12 protein-coding genes are annotated in these 14,107 nt (G+C 63.7%); 6 read left to right on the forward strand and 6 right to left on the reverse strand.

The features are described from left to right. Positions 1 to 349: 349 nt before the first annotated feature. The 4 genes from VNN55_09585 to VNN55_09600 all read left to right on the forward strand — a co-directional run bounded on the left by VNN55_09585 (position 350) and on the right by VNN55_09600 (position 7,582). A complete protein-coding gene (locus VNN55_09585) occupies positions 350 to 3,688 on the forward strand; it encodes a S8 family serine peptidase (protein ID HWO57805.1) in 3,339 nt (1,112 codons plus the stop codon). 225 nt (positions 3,689 to 3,913) lie between these two features. Continuing rightward, positions 3,914 to 5,824 (forward strand): S9 family peptidase, encoded by a 1,911-nt coding sequence (locus VNN55_09590; GenBank protein ID HWO57806.1) that lies wholly within the window; start codon positions 3,914 to 3,916, stop codon positions 5,822 to 5,824. Between the two features lie 166 nt (positions 5,825 to 5,990). Continuing rightward, positions 5,991 to 6,695: a YggS family pyridoxal phosphate-dependent enzyme gene (locus VNN55_09595; protein ID HWO57807.1), complete on the forward strand. Its 705-nt coding sequence runs from the start codon at positions 5,991 to 5,993 to the stop codon at positions 6,693 to 6,695. A gap of 59 nt (positions 6,696 to 6,754) precedes the next feature. Then, on the forward strand, positions 6,755 to 7,582 hold the full coding sequence (locus VNN55_09600) for a purine-nucleoside phosphorylase (GenBank protein HWO57808.1): 828 nt from the start codon (positions 6,755 to 6,757) through the stop codon (positions 7,580 to 7,582). A 106-nt stretch (positions 7,583 to 7,688) separates the two neighbouring features. On the opposite strand, the gene VNN55_09605 is transcribed toward VNN55_09600, so the two are convergent. From VNN55_09605 to VNN55_09630, 6 genes are all read right to left on the reverse strand, one after another. After that, a complete protein-coding gene (locus tag VNN55_09605; protein HWO57809.1) occupies positions 7,689 to 7,871 on the reverse strand; it encodes a hypothetical protein in 183 nt (60 codons plus the stop codon). Between the two features lie 181 nt (positions 7,872 to 8,052). Then, positions 8,053 to 8,910, reverse strand: a complete 858-nt coding sequence (locus VNN55_09610; protein HWO57810.1) for an SPFH domain-containing protein — start codon at positions 8,908 to 8,910, stop codon at positions 8,053 to 8,055. 392 nt (positions 8,911 to 9,302) lie between these two features. Next, on the reverse strand, positions 9,303 to 9,866 hold the full coding sequence (locus VNN55_09615; protein ID HWO57811.1) for a 2-oxoacid:acceptor oxidoreductase family protein: 564 nt from the start codon (positions 9,864 to 9,866) through the stop codon (positions 9,303 to 9,305). Further along, positions 9,863 to 10,774: a 2-oxoacid:ferredoxin oxidoreductase subunit beta gene (locus tag VNN55_09620; protein HWO57812.1), complete on the reverse strand. Its 912-nt coding sequence runs from the start codon at positions 10,772 to 10,774 to the stop codon at positions 9,863 to 9,865. Before VNN55_09620 ends, VNN55_09615 begins: the two co-directional genes overlap by 4 nt. Positions 10,775 to 10,788: 14 nt before the next feature. Beyond that, positions 10,789 to 11,961 (reverse strand): 2-oxoacid:acceptor oxidoreductase subunit alpha, encoded by a 1,173-nt coding sequence (locus VNN55_09625; protein ID HWO57813.1) that lies wholly within the window; start codon positions 11,959 to 11,961, stop codon positions 10,789 to 10,791. A 9-nt stretch (positions 11,962 to 11,970) separates the two neighbouring features. Continuing rightward, entirely contained in the window at positions 11,971 to 12,222 is a 252-nt protein-coding gene (locus VNN55_09630; protein HWO57814.1) for a 4Fe-4S binding protein, read from the reverse strand. A gap of 155 nt (positions 12,223 to 12,377) precedes the next feature. Here VNN55_09630 and VNN55_09635 point away from each other — a divergent pair, with 155 nt between their 5' ends. After that, a complete protein-coding gene (locus VNN55_09635; GenBank protein HWO57815.1) occupies positions 12,378 to 12,563 on the forward strand; it encodes a CPXCG motif-containing cysteine-rich protein in 186 nt (61 codons plus the stop codon). Positions 12,564 to 12,733: 170 nt separating this feature from the next. Then, positions 12,734 to 14,107, forward strand: a 1,374-nt coding sequence (locus tag VNN55_09640; GenBank protein HWO57816.1) for an APC family permease, incomplete at its 3' end; no start/stop codon positions are given.

Raw genomic sequence — 14,107 nt, forward strand, 5'->3', positions numbered from 1 at the left:
GGTTGGCAAGGACCGCTATCATAGCGTCCCAGCCCGGTCGACAACAGCCCAAAAACGGACGCCCCCGTCCGCGAATTCGCTGGAACCGCTTGGATGGCGGCGTGTTGGAGGGTATGTTAGCGGCTCGGCCACGGAGAGCCGGCGCCTGCCTCACAGGCGCGTCAGCAAGCAACGAGCAGGATGCCGCCACACGCCGATGTGGGATCCCGGACAAGAATCATCACACCAAATGCCGTCGCAAGAGACCGGCGCATTCCGCCGATAAGATGATCATGATCGCTCCGCCGCTGGGGTGAACCCGGGCGCGGGGGGGACACCGAAGACGCACGCCTTCATGGGGAGACCAACAATGTTCAATCGCACGATCGTTCGCTGGACACTGGCACTGGGGGCGCTGGCCGCGCTGTGGCCGGCCGCATCGGCGTGCGCCGGACAGATCGATCCGGGCCTGCAGGCGCGCATGAACGCCGCCGGCGCCGACGAATTAATCCAGGTCGTCATCCGGCCCGTCGGGACGCTTTCGGGCGCGGCGCTGAAAAAGCAGGTCGCCTCGCAGTATGCCACGTTGGCCGAACAACACGCCGCCGCGGTCAACGCCCTGCGCGCCACCGCCGACGCGGTCCAGCCGGCGATCCTGCGCGCGATGAACGCGCCCGAGTTCGACGGACGCGTCTACGACGCGCAGGGATTCTGGATTGACAACGTCATTACCGCCCGCATGACCGCTTCGGCAATCGCCGAACTGGCGCAACGACCCGACATCGAGGAAGTGGTGGAAATGCCGCTTGTTCGGCTCGTCACTCCCGTGCCGGCCGACGCCACCGATGTCACCGACAATCAATCGGTCACCCATGGGTTGCGGGCGATCAAGGCCGACTCGGTCTGGGCCATGGGTTACACCGGGTCGGGGCGGCTGATCGCGTCGATGGACACCGGCGTCGACGGCGACCACTTTGTGCTCGCGTCCAAATGGCGCGGCAACAACGGCTACAGTGTGCGTGAAAGCTGGTTCGATCCGGTCTACAACGACCCGAAGCCGCGTGTCTATTCCGGTTCCGGCCTCACGCATGGGACGCTGGTAATGGGGTTGCTGGTGGGCGTCATCTCGCAGATCAACGACACGATCGGCGTTTGCCCCGATTGTCAGTGGATTTCCGCGGCGGCCATCGACATCCCCTGCCCGACCAACATCAACATCGGCTGCGGCAACCTCTTCGAGGCGATGCAATGGCTGGCCGACCCCGACGGCAATCCCCTGACCACCGATGATGTTCCCGATGCCGTGGCCAATCCCTGGGGCGCCTTCACCAAGGACCCCGGCGATGGCTGCGTGCCCACCGGCATCGGGTGCTCCAACATCTTCTGGAACGCCATCGACAACATCGAGGCGGCGGGCCCGGTCATGGTCTTCGCCGCCGGCAACGAGGGATCGTGCGGCGCCTCGACCATCCGCAATCCCGGAAACCGCAACACCTCATCGACAAACTCGTTCTCCGTCGGCATGGTGGACTCGCGCACCGACATCATCAACCCGCCCGTCGACCCGCTCTCCTCGAAGGGGCCGTCCGATTGCGACAACTCGACGATCAAGCCGGAGCTGGTTGCCCCGGGCGTCTCGCTGCGCAGCACCACACCCGGCGGCAATTTCTCCAACACCGCCGCTTATGGAACTTCATTCTCCACGCCGCTGGTCGCCGGCGCGGTCGCGCTGTTGCGTGAATACAATCCCAATGCCACCGCCGAGCAGATCAAGCAGGCGCTGTTGGCCGGCGCCAAGGATCTCGGACCGGCCGGTCCGGACAATTCCTACGGCAACGGGCTGCTGGACATCGCCGCCGCGTTGCGCGCCTTGCCGGCCAACGCGCAACCGAACATCTCGGTGCAGAAGGACTACTACATTCGTCCCGCCGCCGGACAGAGCGCGCAGGTCGTCCTGCGGCTGAAGAATGCCGGCGCCGCCGCCACCGGCGTCAATGTGACGATCACCAGCAACGATTCGCGCCTGACCATCCAGGATCGCGCCGCCGCCTTCGCCAACATGCCGAATGCCGGCGACACCGCCGCCAACCACGACGATCCGTTCGATGTGACCGTGTCGCTGGCCGATGTCGTCTCGGGCGAACGTCTGCCCATCACCGTCAACATCACCGCCGCCGGCGGTTATGCGCGGACCTATCAGGCCGCCATCCAGACCGGACCGGTGCGGGCGCTGGATCTCTACACGCACGACGCCGGCAACGTGCAGATGACCATCTCCTCGTTCGGCGGCTTCGGTCTGCAGGCCGACAATCTCAATCCGCGGAAGGGCGAAACCGACTACGGCGTTGGATTCCTCTACGGCGGCGATGCGACCCAGTCGTTGTTTGAGGGCGGATTCCTCGTTGCCACCGGCCCCACCAAAGTCTCCGACGCGGTCCGCAACTCCTCCGGCTCACCGGACATCGACTTCATGGTCGATCCGGGCGGACGCGTAGCGGTCAGCGAGCCCGGCGAAACATATGCGGAGGAAACCCGTGCCGGGTTCTCCGATGCCTACGCCGAAAACCCGATCGGCGTGTTCGTCGAGCAGCGCACCTGGGCATCCGACAATCCGGATGAAGACGACTACATCGTGTGCGAGTACACGATCTGGAACCGGTCCGGGCAGACGCTCAACAACCTCCGCGCCGGCCTGTATTTTGACTGGGATTTCCCCTTCAGCGGACAGACGGTGGCCACCCGCGACGGCGGCGGCTTCAACGCGCAACTGGGACTGGGATGGATGCGCCACCGCGATGAAAACCGTTTCCGCGGCCTGTGTGTCATCAGTCCGACCGGGACATCCTCATACCACTACTTCGACAACCTGACCGAGATATTCGACTTCGACGGCCTCTCGGAGAACGACAAATGGCTGGCCATGTCGGGTGGATTTGGCCAGACAGTGCCGCCGGCTGAGGGCGATGGCTCGCATCTGATCGCCGCCGGTCCGTTCACCATTCCCGCCGATTCCGCGGTGCGTGTGGCCTTTGCCGTCATCGGCGCCACCAGCGAGCAGGCGCTTCTGGCCTCCGCTCAGGCGGCCAAGGATGGCTACAGCGCCGGCACCGTCTCGGTCTCGCCGGTCGTTCTGCAATTCAGCGCGCCGGTCGGCGGGCCCGACCCCAATCCCCAGACGGTGACGATCACCAACAACACCGACCAGTCCGTGACCTTCGGAGTTTTGGAAGTGCCCGCTTTTGCCATCGTCGATCCCAGCGTCGGCGAAATCGCCGCCGGCGAGGATGTCCAGTTGACCGTGCGTCCCAGCGTCGGCGACCGTACCGCCGGCGTCTATCGCGACACACTGGCCATCACCACCTCCGATCCACTGCTGCCCCTCGTGCGCATCCAGGTTACCCTCAGCGTCGGCAGCGGCGGTGTCAGCGTCAACCCGAATCCCTTCAGCCCGGCGGCCAACGGCTCGGTCACGCTGACCCTGGCCAAACCGGCCACCGGCAAGACCACCGCGGCCATCTATGATCTGGGCGGGCGCCTCGTTCACGACTTCGGTGCCGTCAGCGCCGGTAACACCGTGCTCATCTGGGACGGCAAATCGGAGGACGGTGATGAAGTCGCCGATGGCGTCTACTTCTGCTACGTCGAGGCGGGGGGCGAAGGCGGGTTCAAGCAAACCCTCAAGATCGCGGTGAAAAAGAAGATCGATTAGTTCGCCCGAACACCGGGCTGTCGCCGAAGGCGGGTCCTGTGACCCGCCTTCGGCGTTTTTGCCCTGTGCGCGCTTTCGATTTGCGGGTTGAATGCACGCGGCGATTGGTCTATCATCGGCGGCTCAAGCCGGAAGAATCGGGCAGATTGTGACAACCTTTCGGCGCCGACTGCGTTAAATGGAGAGTTCGCATGTCAGAGTCAGCCAACCATCAAGGAGGAGTTCATGAGACAATTCTGCCTCGGCCGGCGTTGGACGGGCGTGTGGGCCGTGGCCCTCACATTGGGAGTGACCGCTAACGCCATGGCCGCGCTTCCACCGCTCATCCCGAAGGATCTGCTGTTCGGCAACCCCGAACGGGCGCAGGCGCGCATCTCCCCGGATGCCACCCGTATGTCGTACCTGGCGCCGCACAACGGCGTCCTCAATGTCTGGGTCAAGACAATCGGCCAAAACGACGACCGGGTCGTGACCGCCGACTCCCTGCGCGGCATCCGCATGCACATGTGGGCCGAGGACAATCAGCACATCATGTTCCTGCAGGACAGCGGCGGCGACGAAAACTGGCACATCTACTCGGTCGATCTGGCCTCCGGCGCCATCAAGGACCTCACGCCCTATCCGGGCGTCCAGGCCCAGCCGGCCGCCACCGACCCGAAGTTCCCCAATGAGATTCTCGTGCAGATGAACAAGCGCGACCCGCGTCTGATGGATCTCTACCGCGTCAACATCGCCACCGGCGACGCGGTCTTAATCGGCGAGAACCCCGGCAACATCGTCGGCTGGCTCCCCGACAACGAATTCAAGGCGCGCGCGGCCCAGGCGGCGCGGCCCGACGGCGGCTTCGACCTGCTGGTCCGCGACAGCGACACCGAGCCCTTCCGCACCCTGATCACCTGGGGCCCCGAGGAAGATGGCCAGCCGTATGGCTTCACCCCCGACAACAAGGCGCTCTATGTCGGCGACTCGCGTGAGTCGAACGTGACCCGGCTGAAGATCGTCGACATCGCCACCGGTGCCGAACAGGTGATCGCCGAGGACCCGCGCGTCGATCTGGGCGGCATCATCGCCCACCCGACCAAGTACCATGTGCAGGCGGTCTCCTTCAACTACGACCGCAGCCGCTGGCAGGTGATCGACAAGGAGATCGAAGCCGACATCCAGGCGCTGGAAGCGCTCGGCGACGGCGAATTCTCGCTGGTCGCCCGCGACCGCGCCGACAACACCTGGCTCATCGCCTACGAGTCCGACATCGCGCCGACCAAGTACTACACCTACAAGCGCGACACCCGCAAGGCCGAGTTCATGTTCTCGATTCAGCCGGCATTGGAGAACTACCAGTTTGCGCCGATGAAGTTCGTCGAAATCAAGACCTCCGACGGCCTCACGCTTCCTTGCTATCTCACGCTCCCGGCCGGCGTCGAGCCGAAGAACCTGCCGCTGGTGCTGAATGTGCACGGCGGGCCGTGGGCGCGCGACGAGTGGGGCTTCAATCCCGAAGTGCAGTGGATGGCCAACCGCGGCTGGGCGGTCCTGCAGGTCAACTTCCGCGGCTCGACCGGCTTCGGCAAGGCCTTCGTCAACGCCGGCAACAACGAGTGGGGCGGCAAAATGCAGAATGACCTCACCGAGGCGGTGCAGTGGGCGGTGAAGCAGGGGTATGCCGATCCGGCCAAGGTGGCCATCTATGGCGGCTCGTATGGCGGCTACGCCACCCTCGCCGGCGCGGCCTTCACGCCCGACCTCTATGCCTGCGGCGTCGATATCGTTGGACCGTCAAACATCATGACCTTGATCGCCTCGATCCCGCCCTACTGGGAGCCGTTGGTGAAGTTATTCCACTACCGCGTGGGCGATCCGGCGGTTGATTCGGCGCGTCTGGCGGCGCAGTCGCCGCTGTTTTCCGCCGACAAAATCCGCATCCCGTTGCTGATCGGCCAGGGCGCCAATGATCCGCGGGTCAAGCAGGCCGAGTCGGAGCAGATCGTGGCGGCGCTCAAGGCCAACGAGCAGTATGTCGAGTATGTCGTCTATCCCGACGAGGGCCACGGGTTCGCCCGTCCGGAGAACCGGCTGGACTTCTACGGCAAGTCCGAGAAGTTCCTGAACAAGTACCTCGGCGGCCGCGTCGAATAGCATCTTGAAGCGGGTCCGCGGATCGTCATTCCAAGCCCCGCCGCAGACATCGTCCGATCGCCGTTCCACCGCCGCTGTCATCCTGCGATCGTCATTCCAAACCCCGCCGCTCTTGGGCGGGGTTTGGAATCTTTTTTTGCTCCAGCCGTGCGCGTATACTGGCGCCGTGACCTCCGCGTCTGCCATCGCCGACAACGCCCGCCGCTTTCGCGACGACTTCGAGAGCGAATGCGCCCGTCTGGGACTCAACCCCAACGACATCACCATCGTCGCCGTCTCCAAGACATTCACGGCCGAGGCGATTGCCGCCGCCTTCGCCGCGGGCTTCACGAACTTCGGCGAAAACAAGGTGCAGGAAGCCAAAGAAAAGATTCCGGCCATCGCCCTCGCGCCAAAACCGACCTGGCACATGATTGGCCATCTGCAATCCAACAAGGCCAAGGACGCCGTCGCGCTCTTCGATCTCATCCAATCGGTCGATAGCTGGCATCTGGCCGATGAACTTAACCGCCGCGCCGCCGCCTTCGGCAAGCGGCAGGATGTCCTGATCCAGGTCAACACGTCCGGCGAAGAGCAGAAATCGGGATGCGATCCGTGGGATGTCGATGAATTGGTCGGCGATGTGGCCGCGCTCGAAAGTCTCCGCCTGCTGGGCGTGATGACCATCGGACCGCTCACCGATGACGAAGAGGAAATCGCGGCGGCTTTCCGCGATCTGCGCGGCATCTTCGATCGTCTGCGCGCGGCCGATCTGCGCGGCGGGCAAATGCGCTACTGCTCAATGGGGATGACCGACGACTGGACAATCGCGCTGGCCGAAGGGTCGAATATGCTGCGGATCGGCCGCGCGATTTTTGGGGAGCGCGCGTAGGGGCGTATTGCAATACGCCCCTGCAATTGCTACACTATTCGCCCAGGATTGGAGACTCCATGACCGACTACCGCACGCAGATCAACGAAGCCACCGCCGCCATCCGCCAGTTCACCAAGGCGACGCCGTCGGTGGGCATCATCCTTGGCACCGGGTTGGGCCAGCTGGGCAAGGGCATCCACGTCGAAACCGAGGTCGACTACAAGAGGATCACCCACTTCCCGCATTCAACCGTCGAGTCGCACGCCGGCCAGCTGCTGTTCGGGCAGCTGGGTGGCAAGTCGGTGGTCGCGATGCAGGGACGCTTCCACTACTACGAGGGCTACACCTTTCAGCAGATCACGCTGCCGGTGCGGGTGATGAAGCTGCTGGGCGTGAAGGTGCTGATCGTTTCCAACGCCTGCGGCGGGATGAACCCCCTGTTCACCGCCGGCGACATCATGGCGATCACCGACCACATCAACATGCTCGGCGGCAATCCGCTCATCGGCCCCAACCTCGATGATTTCGGCGCGCGGTTCCCCGACATGTATCAATGCTACGATCCCGAACTGATCGCGCTGGCCGAGGAATGCGCGCTGGACCTGAAAATCCCGCTGAAGAAGGGCGTCTACGTCGGCGTCGCCGGCCCAAACCTCGAGACCGCCGCCGAGTACCGCATGCTGCGCATCATGGGCGCCGACGTGGTCGGCATGTCCACGGTGCCGGAGGTGATCGCGGCGCGCCAGCAGGGAACCCGTGTCTCCGGCTTCTCCATCATTACCGACATGGGCCTGCCCGACAACCTGCACCCGATGAACCATGAGATCATCGTCGGCGTCGCCGGCCGCGCCGAACCGAAGCTGTCGGCGTTGATCGGGGAGCTGGTCAAGCGAATGAAGGTTTGACGTTTGGGGGAGGGCGAGGTCCGAAGGCGCCGAGCCCGCTTTTTTCAAACGCCGCCGGCCAAACGCATGTTCGGCGGAAGCGTCGCCTTCCACAAGAACCTGCAGATCAGGTTGTCTCTCGACTTGAGTCATCCGGCTTGAGCTTCGCCCGCTTCGCCTCCTTCAACGCCCGGCGCAGCAGAAACTCGATCTGCGCATTGAGACTGCGCAGATCATCGTTGGCCCAGCGCTGCACCGCCTCCAGAACCTGGGGGTCGATGCGCAGAAGGAATGGTTTGCGTTCGCTCACTCAATTCGCCTCGAGCATCTGTCATCCCGAGCGCAGCGAGGGATCTGCTTTTCGGTGGCTGCGGGCAAAAGCAGATTCCTCGCTGCGCTCGGAATGACCGTGCTGCTCCAAGTGACAGTCCGGTTTCATGGGACACCGCACACAAGTGGACACGGGCCCGAAGGCCCGTGTCCATTTGCCGCTATTGATAAATCGACCCGGCGTTGACCACCGGCTGCGCGCCGCGGTCGCCGCAGAGCACCACCAGCATGTTCGAGACCATCTGCGCCTTGCGTTCCTCGTCGAGATTGACGATCGCATGCTCCGACAGACGCTTGAGCGCCATCTCGACCATGCCGACCGCGCCTTCGACGATCTTCTGGCGCGCCGCGACGATCGCGCCCGCCTGCTGACGGCGCAGCATCACTTCGGCAATCTCGGGGGCATAGGCCAGGTGGCTGATGCGCGCCTCGATCACTTCGACCCCCGCCTGCGCCAGTCGGTCCTGGATCTCCTTTTTCAGATGCTCGGAGATCTGCGCGGTGTTGCCGCGCAGCGAGACCACCCCGTCCTCGTGCGAGTCGTAGGGGTAATTGGTCGCCATGTTACGCACCGCCGACTCGCTTTGCACCTCGACAAAGCGCTCGTAGTTGTCGACATGGAAACTCGCCTCGGCGGTGTCGACCACCTTCCAGACCACAATCGCGGCGATCTCAACCGGATTGCCGTCGGTGTCGTTGACCTTCATCCGCGCGGTCTCGAAGTTGCGCACGCGCAGACTGATCCGCCTTTTGGTGTAGAACGGATTCGCCCAGCGCAGCCCCTCCTCTTTGGCGGTGCCGACATACTTGCCGAACAACTGCATTACCCGGCCCTCATTGGGATTGACCATGAACAGACCGGTCAGGAAGATGAAGTCCAACAGGGCGACCACCGCCCCGGTGATCTTCAGCGACACCGGACCGGTAATGATCAGATAGATGCAGTAAGCCATGACGGCCAGCCCGACCACCAGGGGCAGCCAACCCGACATGACCTTGCGATGATTCTCGCGATACATTCCGCCTCCTTTGCCCACAGCCTTGTGTGGTATCGAAGTGATATCACTTAGATTTCATAATACGACGAAAAGTCAGTGCTGTTGCAGAAAAACTGCGGGCGTGGCACGATTTCGCATAACCTATTGTAATGCAATAGCATTGCTGTGGCGGCGTCGTTCCTCGGGAGGCCAACGCGGACGAACGAAGTATTTCAGGAGGTCGGACATTCCTGTCTGACCTGCCGTCCCCGATAGCGGGGCGCTCTTGGCCCCGCGATCGGGGACGGCATCACACGGGAGGGCAGCCCTGTCGTGACTATCGCATCGTTCGACGGGTCCCAGGACCGGACCCAGCTCACCCAACACAAACAAGGGGCCTAAGCCCCTTGTCGACAAAACGAGTGACTTCGGAATCAGCGAACGGGTACGGCGTCGACCAGCTCCCGCGCGAAAGTGTAGCCGCGCTGAAGCGCCTTCATATTGAGTTCCTCGGTGCCGCGGGGGATCGAGTCGCGCACGGCCTTCTCGACCGCGTCGAAGGACATCAGGTCAACAATGCCGGCGAAGGCGCCAACCATCACGATGTTCTGCACCAGCTTGCGGCCGATCTCCTCGGCGATGCGGGTGGCGGGAATGCCATAGGTCTTCGCGGTCGGGGGATGCAGATGGCCCAGACGGACAATGTCCTGCTCGTAGATCAGGATTGAGTTTGGCGCCAATTGATGCGCAAACAGATTGTAGGCATCCTGGTTGAACGCCACCAGGATCGTGGGATGCTTGATGTAGGGATAGGCGATCTCATCGACGTCGATCATCACCTGCGCGGCGCAGGCCGAGCCGCGCGCCTCGGGCCCGAACGACTGGATCAGCGTGGCATGGAAGCGGTCGTAGATCGATGCCGCCTTGCCGAGGATGATGCCGGCGAGAATCACGCCCTGCCCGCCGAAGCCCGCAATCTTGATTTCCGCCCGGTTCATCGCACCACCCCGCGCCAGGTATCGGGCATCACGTACCGCTCGCCCAGGACTTTCTCCATCCGATCCACTTGCGTCGTCAGATACGACGGCCGCTCAATGTTGACGAAGTTGCCGCACACGATCGGTCCCTCCATGTGCAGATCGACCTCGCGCGTGTCGGCGCCGTTTTTGATCACGCTGCGTTCGCGGTAGGCCTCCAGCATCGCCAGACCATCGCCCTGTTTGTTGCGCCGCCCGAACAACGTGGGACAGGGGGCGATCATCTCAACAAAGGTGAAGCCCGGCTTGGTCAGCGCCGTTTTGATCGCGTTGGCCAGTTGCTTGACATGGTAGACAGTCCAGCGCGCCACAAAGACCGCGCCGCACGACTGCGCCAGATAGGGCAGATTGAACGGCTTTTCGACCGATCCATAGGGCGCGGTGGAGACGATGCCCTCTTCCGGTGTGGTCGGCGCCATCTGGCCGCCGGTCATGCCGTAGTTGAAATTGTTGACGCAGAGGACCGTCAGATCGACATTCCGACGCGCCGCGTGAATGAAGTGGTTGCCGCCAATGGCAAACAGGTCGCCGTCGCCGGAGTAGACCACCACTTTGGTTCTCGGGTGCGCCAGTTTCAGTCCGGTGGCGAAGGGAATCGCGCGGCCGTGGGTGGTGTGGAAGGTGTCCAGCCGCAGATAGCCCGCCACCCGTCCGGTGCAGCCGATTCCCGAAACGATCGCGATCTCCTCCTTCGGGATCGCCAGGTCATCGACCGCGCGGGTGAAGCAGTTGACCGTGGTGCCGATGCCGCAGCCGGGGCACCAGATGTGCGGCATGCGTTCTTCACGCAGCCATTCGCCGATCGGGTGCGGATCGTCTTCGACCGCGCAAGCGACGGGCGACTCCAACCCGGCCAGCACGGATTCCATTTCCGGCAGATCGCTCATTTCGCCACCTCGATGATCGCGCGGTAGATGACTTCGGGATCGTGGACTTCGCCGCCGGCGTTGGGCACCAGCCGGACCGGCGCCCGGCCCGCCACCGCCCGCTCCACCTCACGCACCATCTGCCCCATGTTCATTTCCGGCACGACAAACCCCTTCACCCGCGCCGCCAGTTCGGCGATGCGCTTGCCGGCGAAGGGCCAGACGGTGATCAGACGCAGAAGACCGACCCTGCGTCCCTCGCGCCGCGCCCGAGCGATCGCCGGATGGCAGACGCGCGCGGTGATGCCATAGGAGACGACGATGATGTCGGCGTCTTCGACGCCATCCTCTTCCAACTCGATGATCTCATCGCGGTGGTCGCGGATCTTGGCGATCAGCCGCTCGACCAGTTTGGTCTGCGCGGCGGCGTTCATCGCCGGATAGCCGCGCTCGTCGTGGGTGAGTCCGGTCACATGCGGGAAGTGCCCCAACCCGACTTTGGTCATCGGTGGCACCAGCGAACCGTTGCTGGACTCGTCCAACTCATACGCCCAGAATTCCTCGCCCGGCTTCTTGCTCGTCATGCGCCGTGGCTCGAGTTCGATCTGATCGGCCGGCGGGATGACCACGCGCTCGAGCATATGCCCGACGCACTCATCCATCATCAACAGCACCGGCGTGCGGTATTTCTCCGAGAGATTGAAGGCGCGGATGGTCAGATCGAAGCATTCCTGCGGTGAGGAGGGGGCCAGCGCGATGATCTCGTAGTCGCCGTGGCTGCCCCAGCGCGCCTGCATCATGTCCGACTGCGCCGGCAAAGTCGGCAGCCCGGTCGAAGGTCCGCCGCGCTGGACATCGACCAGCACAAACGGCGTCTCGGTCATAATGCCGTAACCGAGATGCTCCATCATGAGCGAAAAGCCGGGACCGGAGGTCACGGTGATCGCCTTGGCGCCGCCCCAGACCGCGCCCTGAATCGCGATCGATGCGGCCAGTTCATCCTCCATTTGGATGAATGTGCCGCCGGTGCGCGGGAAGCGCTGCGCCAGCCGTTCGACCACTTCGGTCGACGGCGTGATCGGATAGCCGGCGGAGAAATCGGCGCCCGCGGCCAGCGCGCCTTCGGCCGCCGCATGGTCTCCGTCAAGAAAATGCATGCCTTCCAGCACGCTGCGTGGATTGGCTTTCATTCTTGTATCCTACTTCTTGACCAACTTGACGCCATAAATGGCGAAGTCGGGACAGTACATGCCGCAAAGGTCGCAGCCGGAGCACTTCTCCGGATGCGCGGCCACCGGTGGGTGGTACCCCTTGCGGTTGAACGCAGTGCCCATTTCGAGCACGCCGGTCGGGCAGTATTCGGCGCAGAATCCGCACCCCTTGCAGCGCTCGATGTTGATGACCACTTTCCCTTTGGGACCTGTTGCTCTCGGCTTGGCATCGACTGCCATGTTGTCTCTCCCGCATTGGAGGCCGTCACCGGCGACGAACTCCACTGAAACTATACGGATTGACGGGAGTCAACCCAATGGCCGGGGGGATCGAATTGACAGCGCCCCTTTGGTTTTGACATTCTGGACTGATTCTACGGTATTTGCGCTCCGCGATGGAGACCACCTACTTCTGTGCCTACTGCGGCGAGGAAAATGATCTTGCTGTTGATCCGACAGCGGGAACACGTCAGGAATACGTCGAAGACTGCCAGGTCTGCTGCCACCCCAACCGGTTGCTCATCACGTTCGGCGGCGAAGATGATGATGTTGTCGTTCAAGCCGATAGGGAATCTGACTGATCTTCGCGGTCCGTGCGTCTCGGATTAATCGCCATTAACTCGACTTGACGCTCCCGCCGAAACTGACTATTCTCCGCGCCCACACACCCGGCTTCCGTCGCCCGTGGGCGGCCTCATCGCCGGGCCTGACCCCTGACATCAATCCAGAGGCTGAACACCGAGTCCGCCCCATGCCGTTTGCCACTCTCCGCCGTGTCCTGCTGGGAAATCCGATCCCCACCGCACGCGAGTCGCAAGAGCGCCTCTCGAAGGTCAAGGGGCTGGCGGTGTTCTCGTCGGATGCGCTCTCGTCGGTGGCCTACGCGACCGAGGAGATTCTGCGCGTGCTGGTGCTGGCGGGAACCGCCGCGCTGGCGCTCTCGGTGCCGATCGCCATCTCAATCGCCGTGGTGCTGGTGCTGGTGGCGATGTCCTACTTCCAGACGATCCATGCCTATCCGCGCGGCGGCGGTTCCTACATCGTCGCCCACGAAAACCTCGGCGAGCTGCCGGGGCTGGTGGCGGCCTCGTCGTTGCTGATCGACTACACGCTGACGGTGGCGGTGAGCGTGACCGCCGGCATGGAGGCGATCACCTCGGCAGTGCCGGCGCTCATCCCGCTGCGCATCGAGCTCTGCCTGGCGGCGGTCGCGCTGATCGCCTGGGCGAATTTGCGCGGCGTGCGCGAGTCGGGCACGATCTTCGCCATTCCCACGTACGCGTTCATCGCCATCACCCTGACGCTCATCGTCGCCGGCTTCCTCAAGGTCGCGGCGACCGGCGCCGTGCCGCCGCCGGCCCACCTCGACGGGGGCGGAACGCAGGCGCTCACGCTCTTTCTCATCCTGCGCGCCTTCGCCTCCGGCTGCACCGCGCTCACCGGGATCGAGGCGATCTCCGACGGCATCCCGGCGTTCAAACCGCCGGAGTCGCGCAACGCCGGACGCACGCTGGTGGCGATGGCGGCGCTGCTGGTGGTGATGTTCCTGGGGATTACGTTTCTGGCGCGCGATTTCGGCATCGTCATTGATCCGCACGAGACGGTTGTATCGCAGATCGGACGCGCGGTCTTCGGCACCGGCGCGCTCTACTACATCCTTCAGGCCGCCACCGCGATGATCCTGCTTTTGGCCGGCAACACCGCCTTCGCCGATTTCCCGCGCCTCGGATTCTTCCTCGCGCGCGACCGCTATCTGCCGCGCCAACTGGCCAACCGCGGCGACCGTCTGGTCTTCACCAATGGCATCCTCACGCTGGCGATTCTGGCCGGCGCGCTGATCGTCGCCTTCGGCGGCACCACCCATGCCCTCATCCCGTTGTATGCGGTCGGCGTCTTTATCTCCTTCTCGTTGTCGCAGGCGGGGATGGTGCGTCACTGGATGGTCCGCAAGACACGCGGATGGCGGTGGAAGATGGCGCTCAACGCGATCGGCCTGTCCGCCACCGCGGTGGTCGCCCTCGTCATCATCGCCACCAAATTCCTGCACGGCGCCTGGATTGTGCTGGCGCTCATCCCGCTGGCGGTCGCCTCATTCAAGGCGATCAGCCGCCACTACGACGACGCG

The sequence above is a fragment of the bacterium genome (genome assembly GCA_035559435.1).
Classification (GTDB): domain Bacteria; phylum Zixibacteria; class MSB-5A5; order WJJR01; family WJJR01; genus JACQFV01.

Excerpts from the sequence above, each read along its gene's own strand:
- VNN55_09585 (HWO57805.1), top strand. The coding sequence starts at position 350 with ATGTTCAATCGCACGATCGTTCGCTGGACACTGGCACTGGGGGCGCTG.
- VNN55_09590 (HWO57806.1), top strand. The coding sequence starts at position 3,914 with ATGAGACAATTCTGCCTCGGCCGGCGTTGGACGGGCGTGTGGGCCGTG.
- VNN55_09625 (HWO57813.1), bottom strand. The coding sequence starts at position 11,961 with ATGAAAGCCAATCCACGCAGCGTGCTGGAAGGCATGCATTTTCTTGAC.
- VNN55_09610 (HWO57810.1), bottom strand. The coding sequence starts at position 8,910 with ATGTATCGCGAGAATCATCGCAAGGTCATGTCGGGTTGGCTGCCCCTG.
- VNN55_09620 (HWO57812.1), bottom strand. The coding sequence starts at position 10,774 with ATGGAATCCGTGCTGGCCGGGTTGGAGTCGCCCGTCGCTTGCGCGGTC.
- VNN55_09615 (HWO57811.1), bottom strand. The coding sequence starts at position 9,866 with ATGAACCGGGCGGAAATCAAGATTGCGGGCTTCGGCGGGCAGGGCGTG.
- VNN55_09630 (HWO57814.1), bottom strand. The coding sequence starts at position 12,222 with ATGGCAGTCGATGCCAAGCCGAGAGCAACAGGTCCCAAAGGGAAAGTG.
- VNN55_09635 (HWO57815.1), top strand. The coding sequence starts at position 12,378 with ATGGAGACCACCTACTTCTGTGCCTACTGCGGCGAGGAAAATGATCTT.
- VNN55_09600 (HWO57808.1), top strand. The coding sequence starts at position 6,755 with ATGACCGACTACCGCACGCAGATCAACGAAGCCACCGCCGCCATCCGC.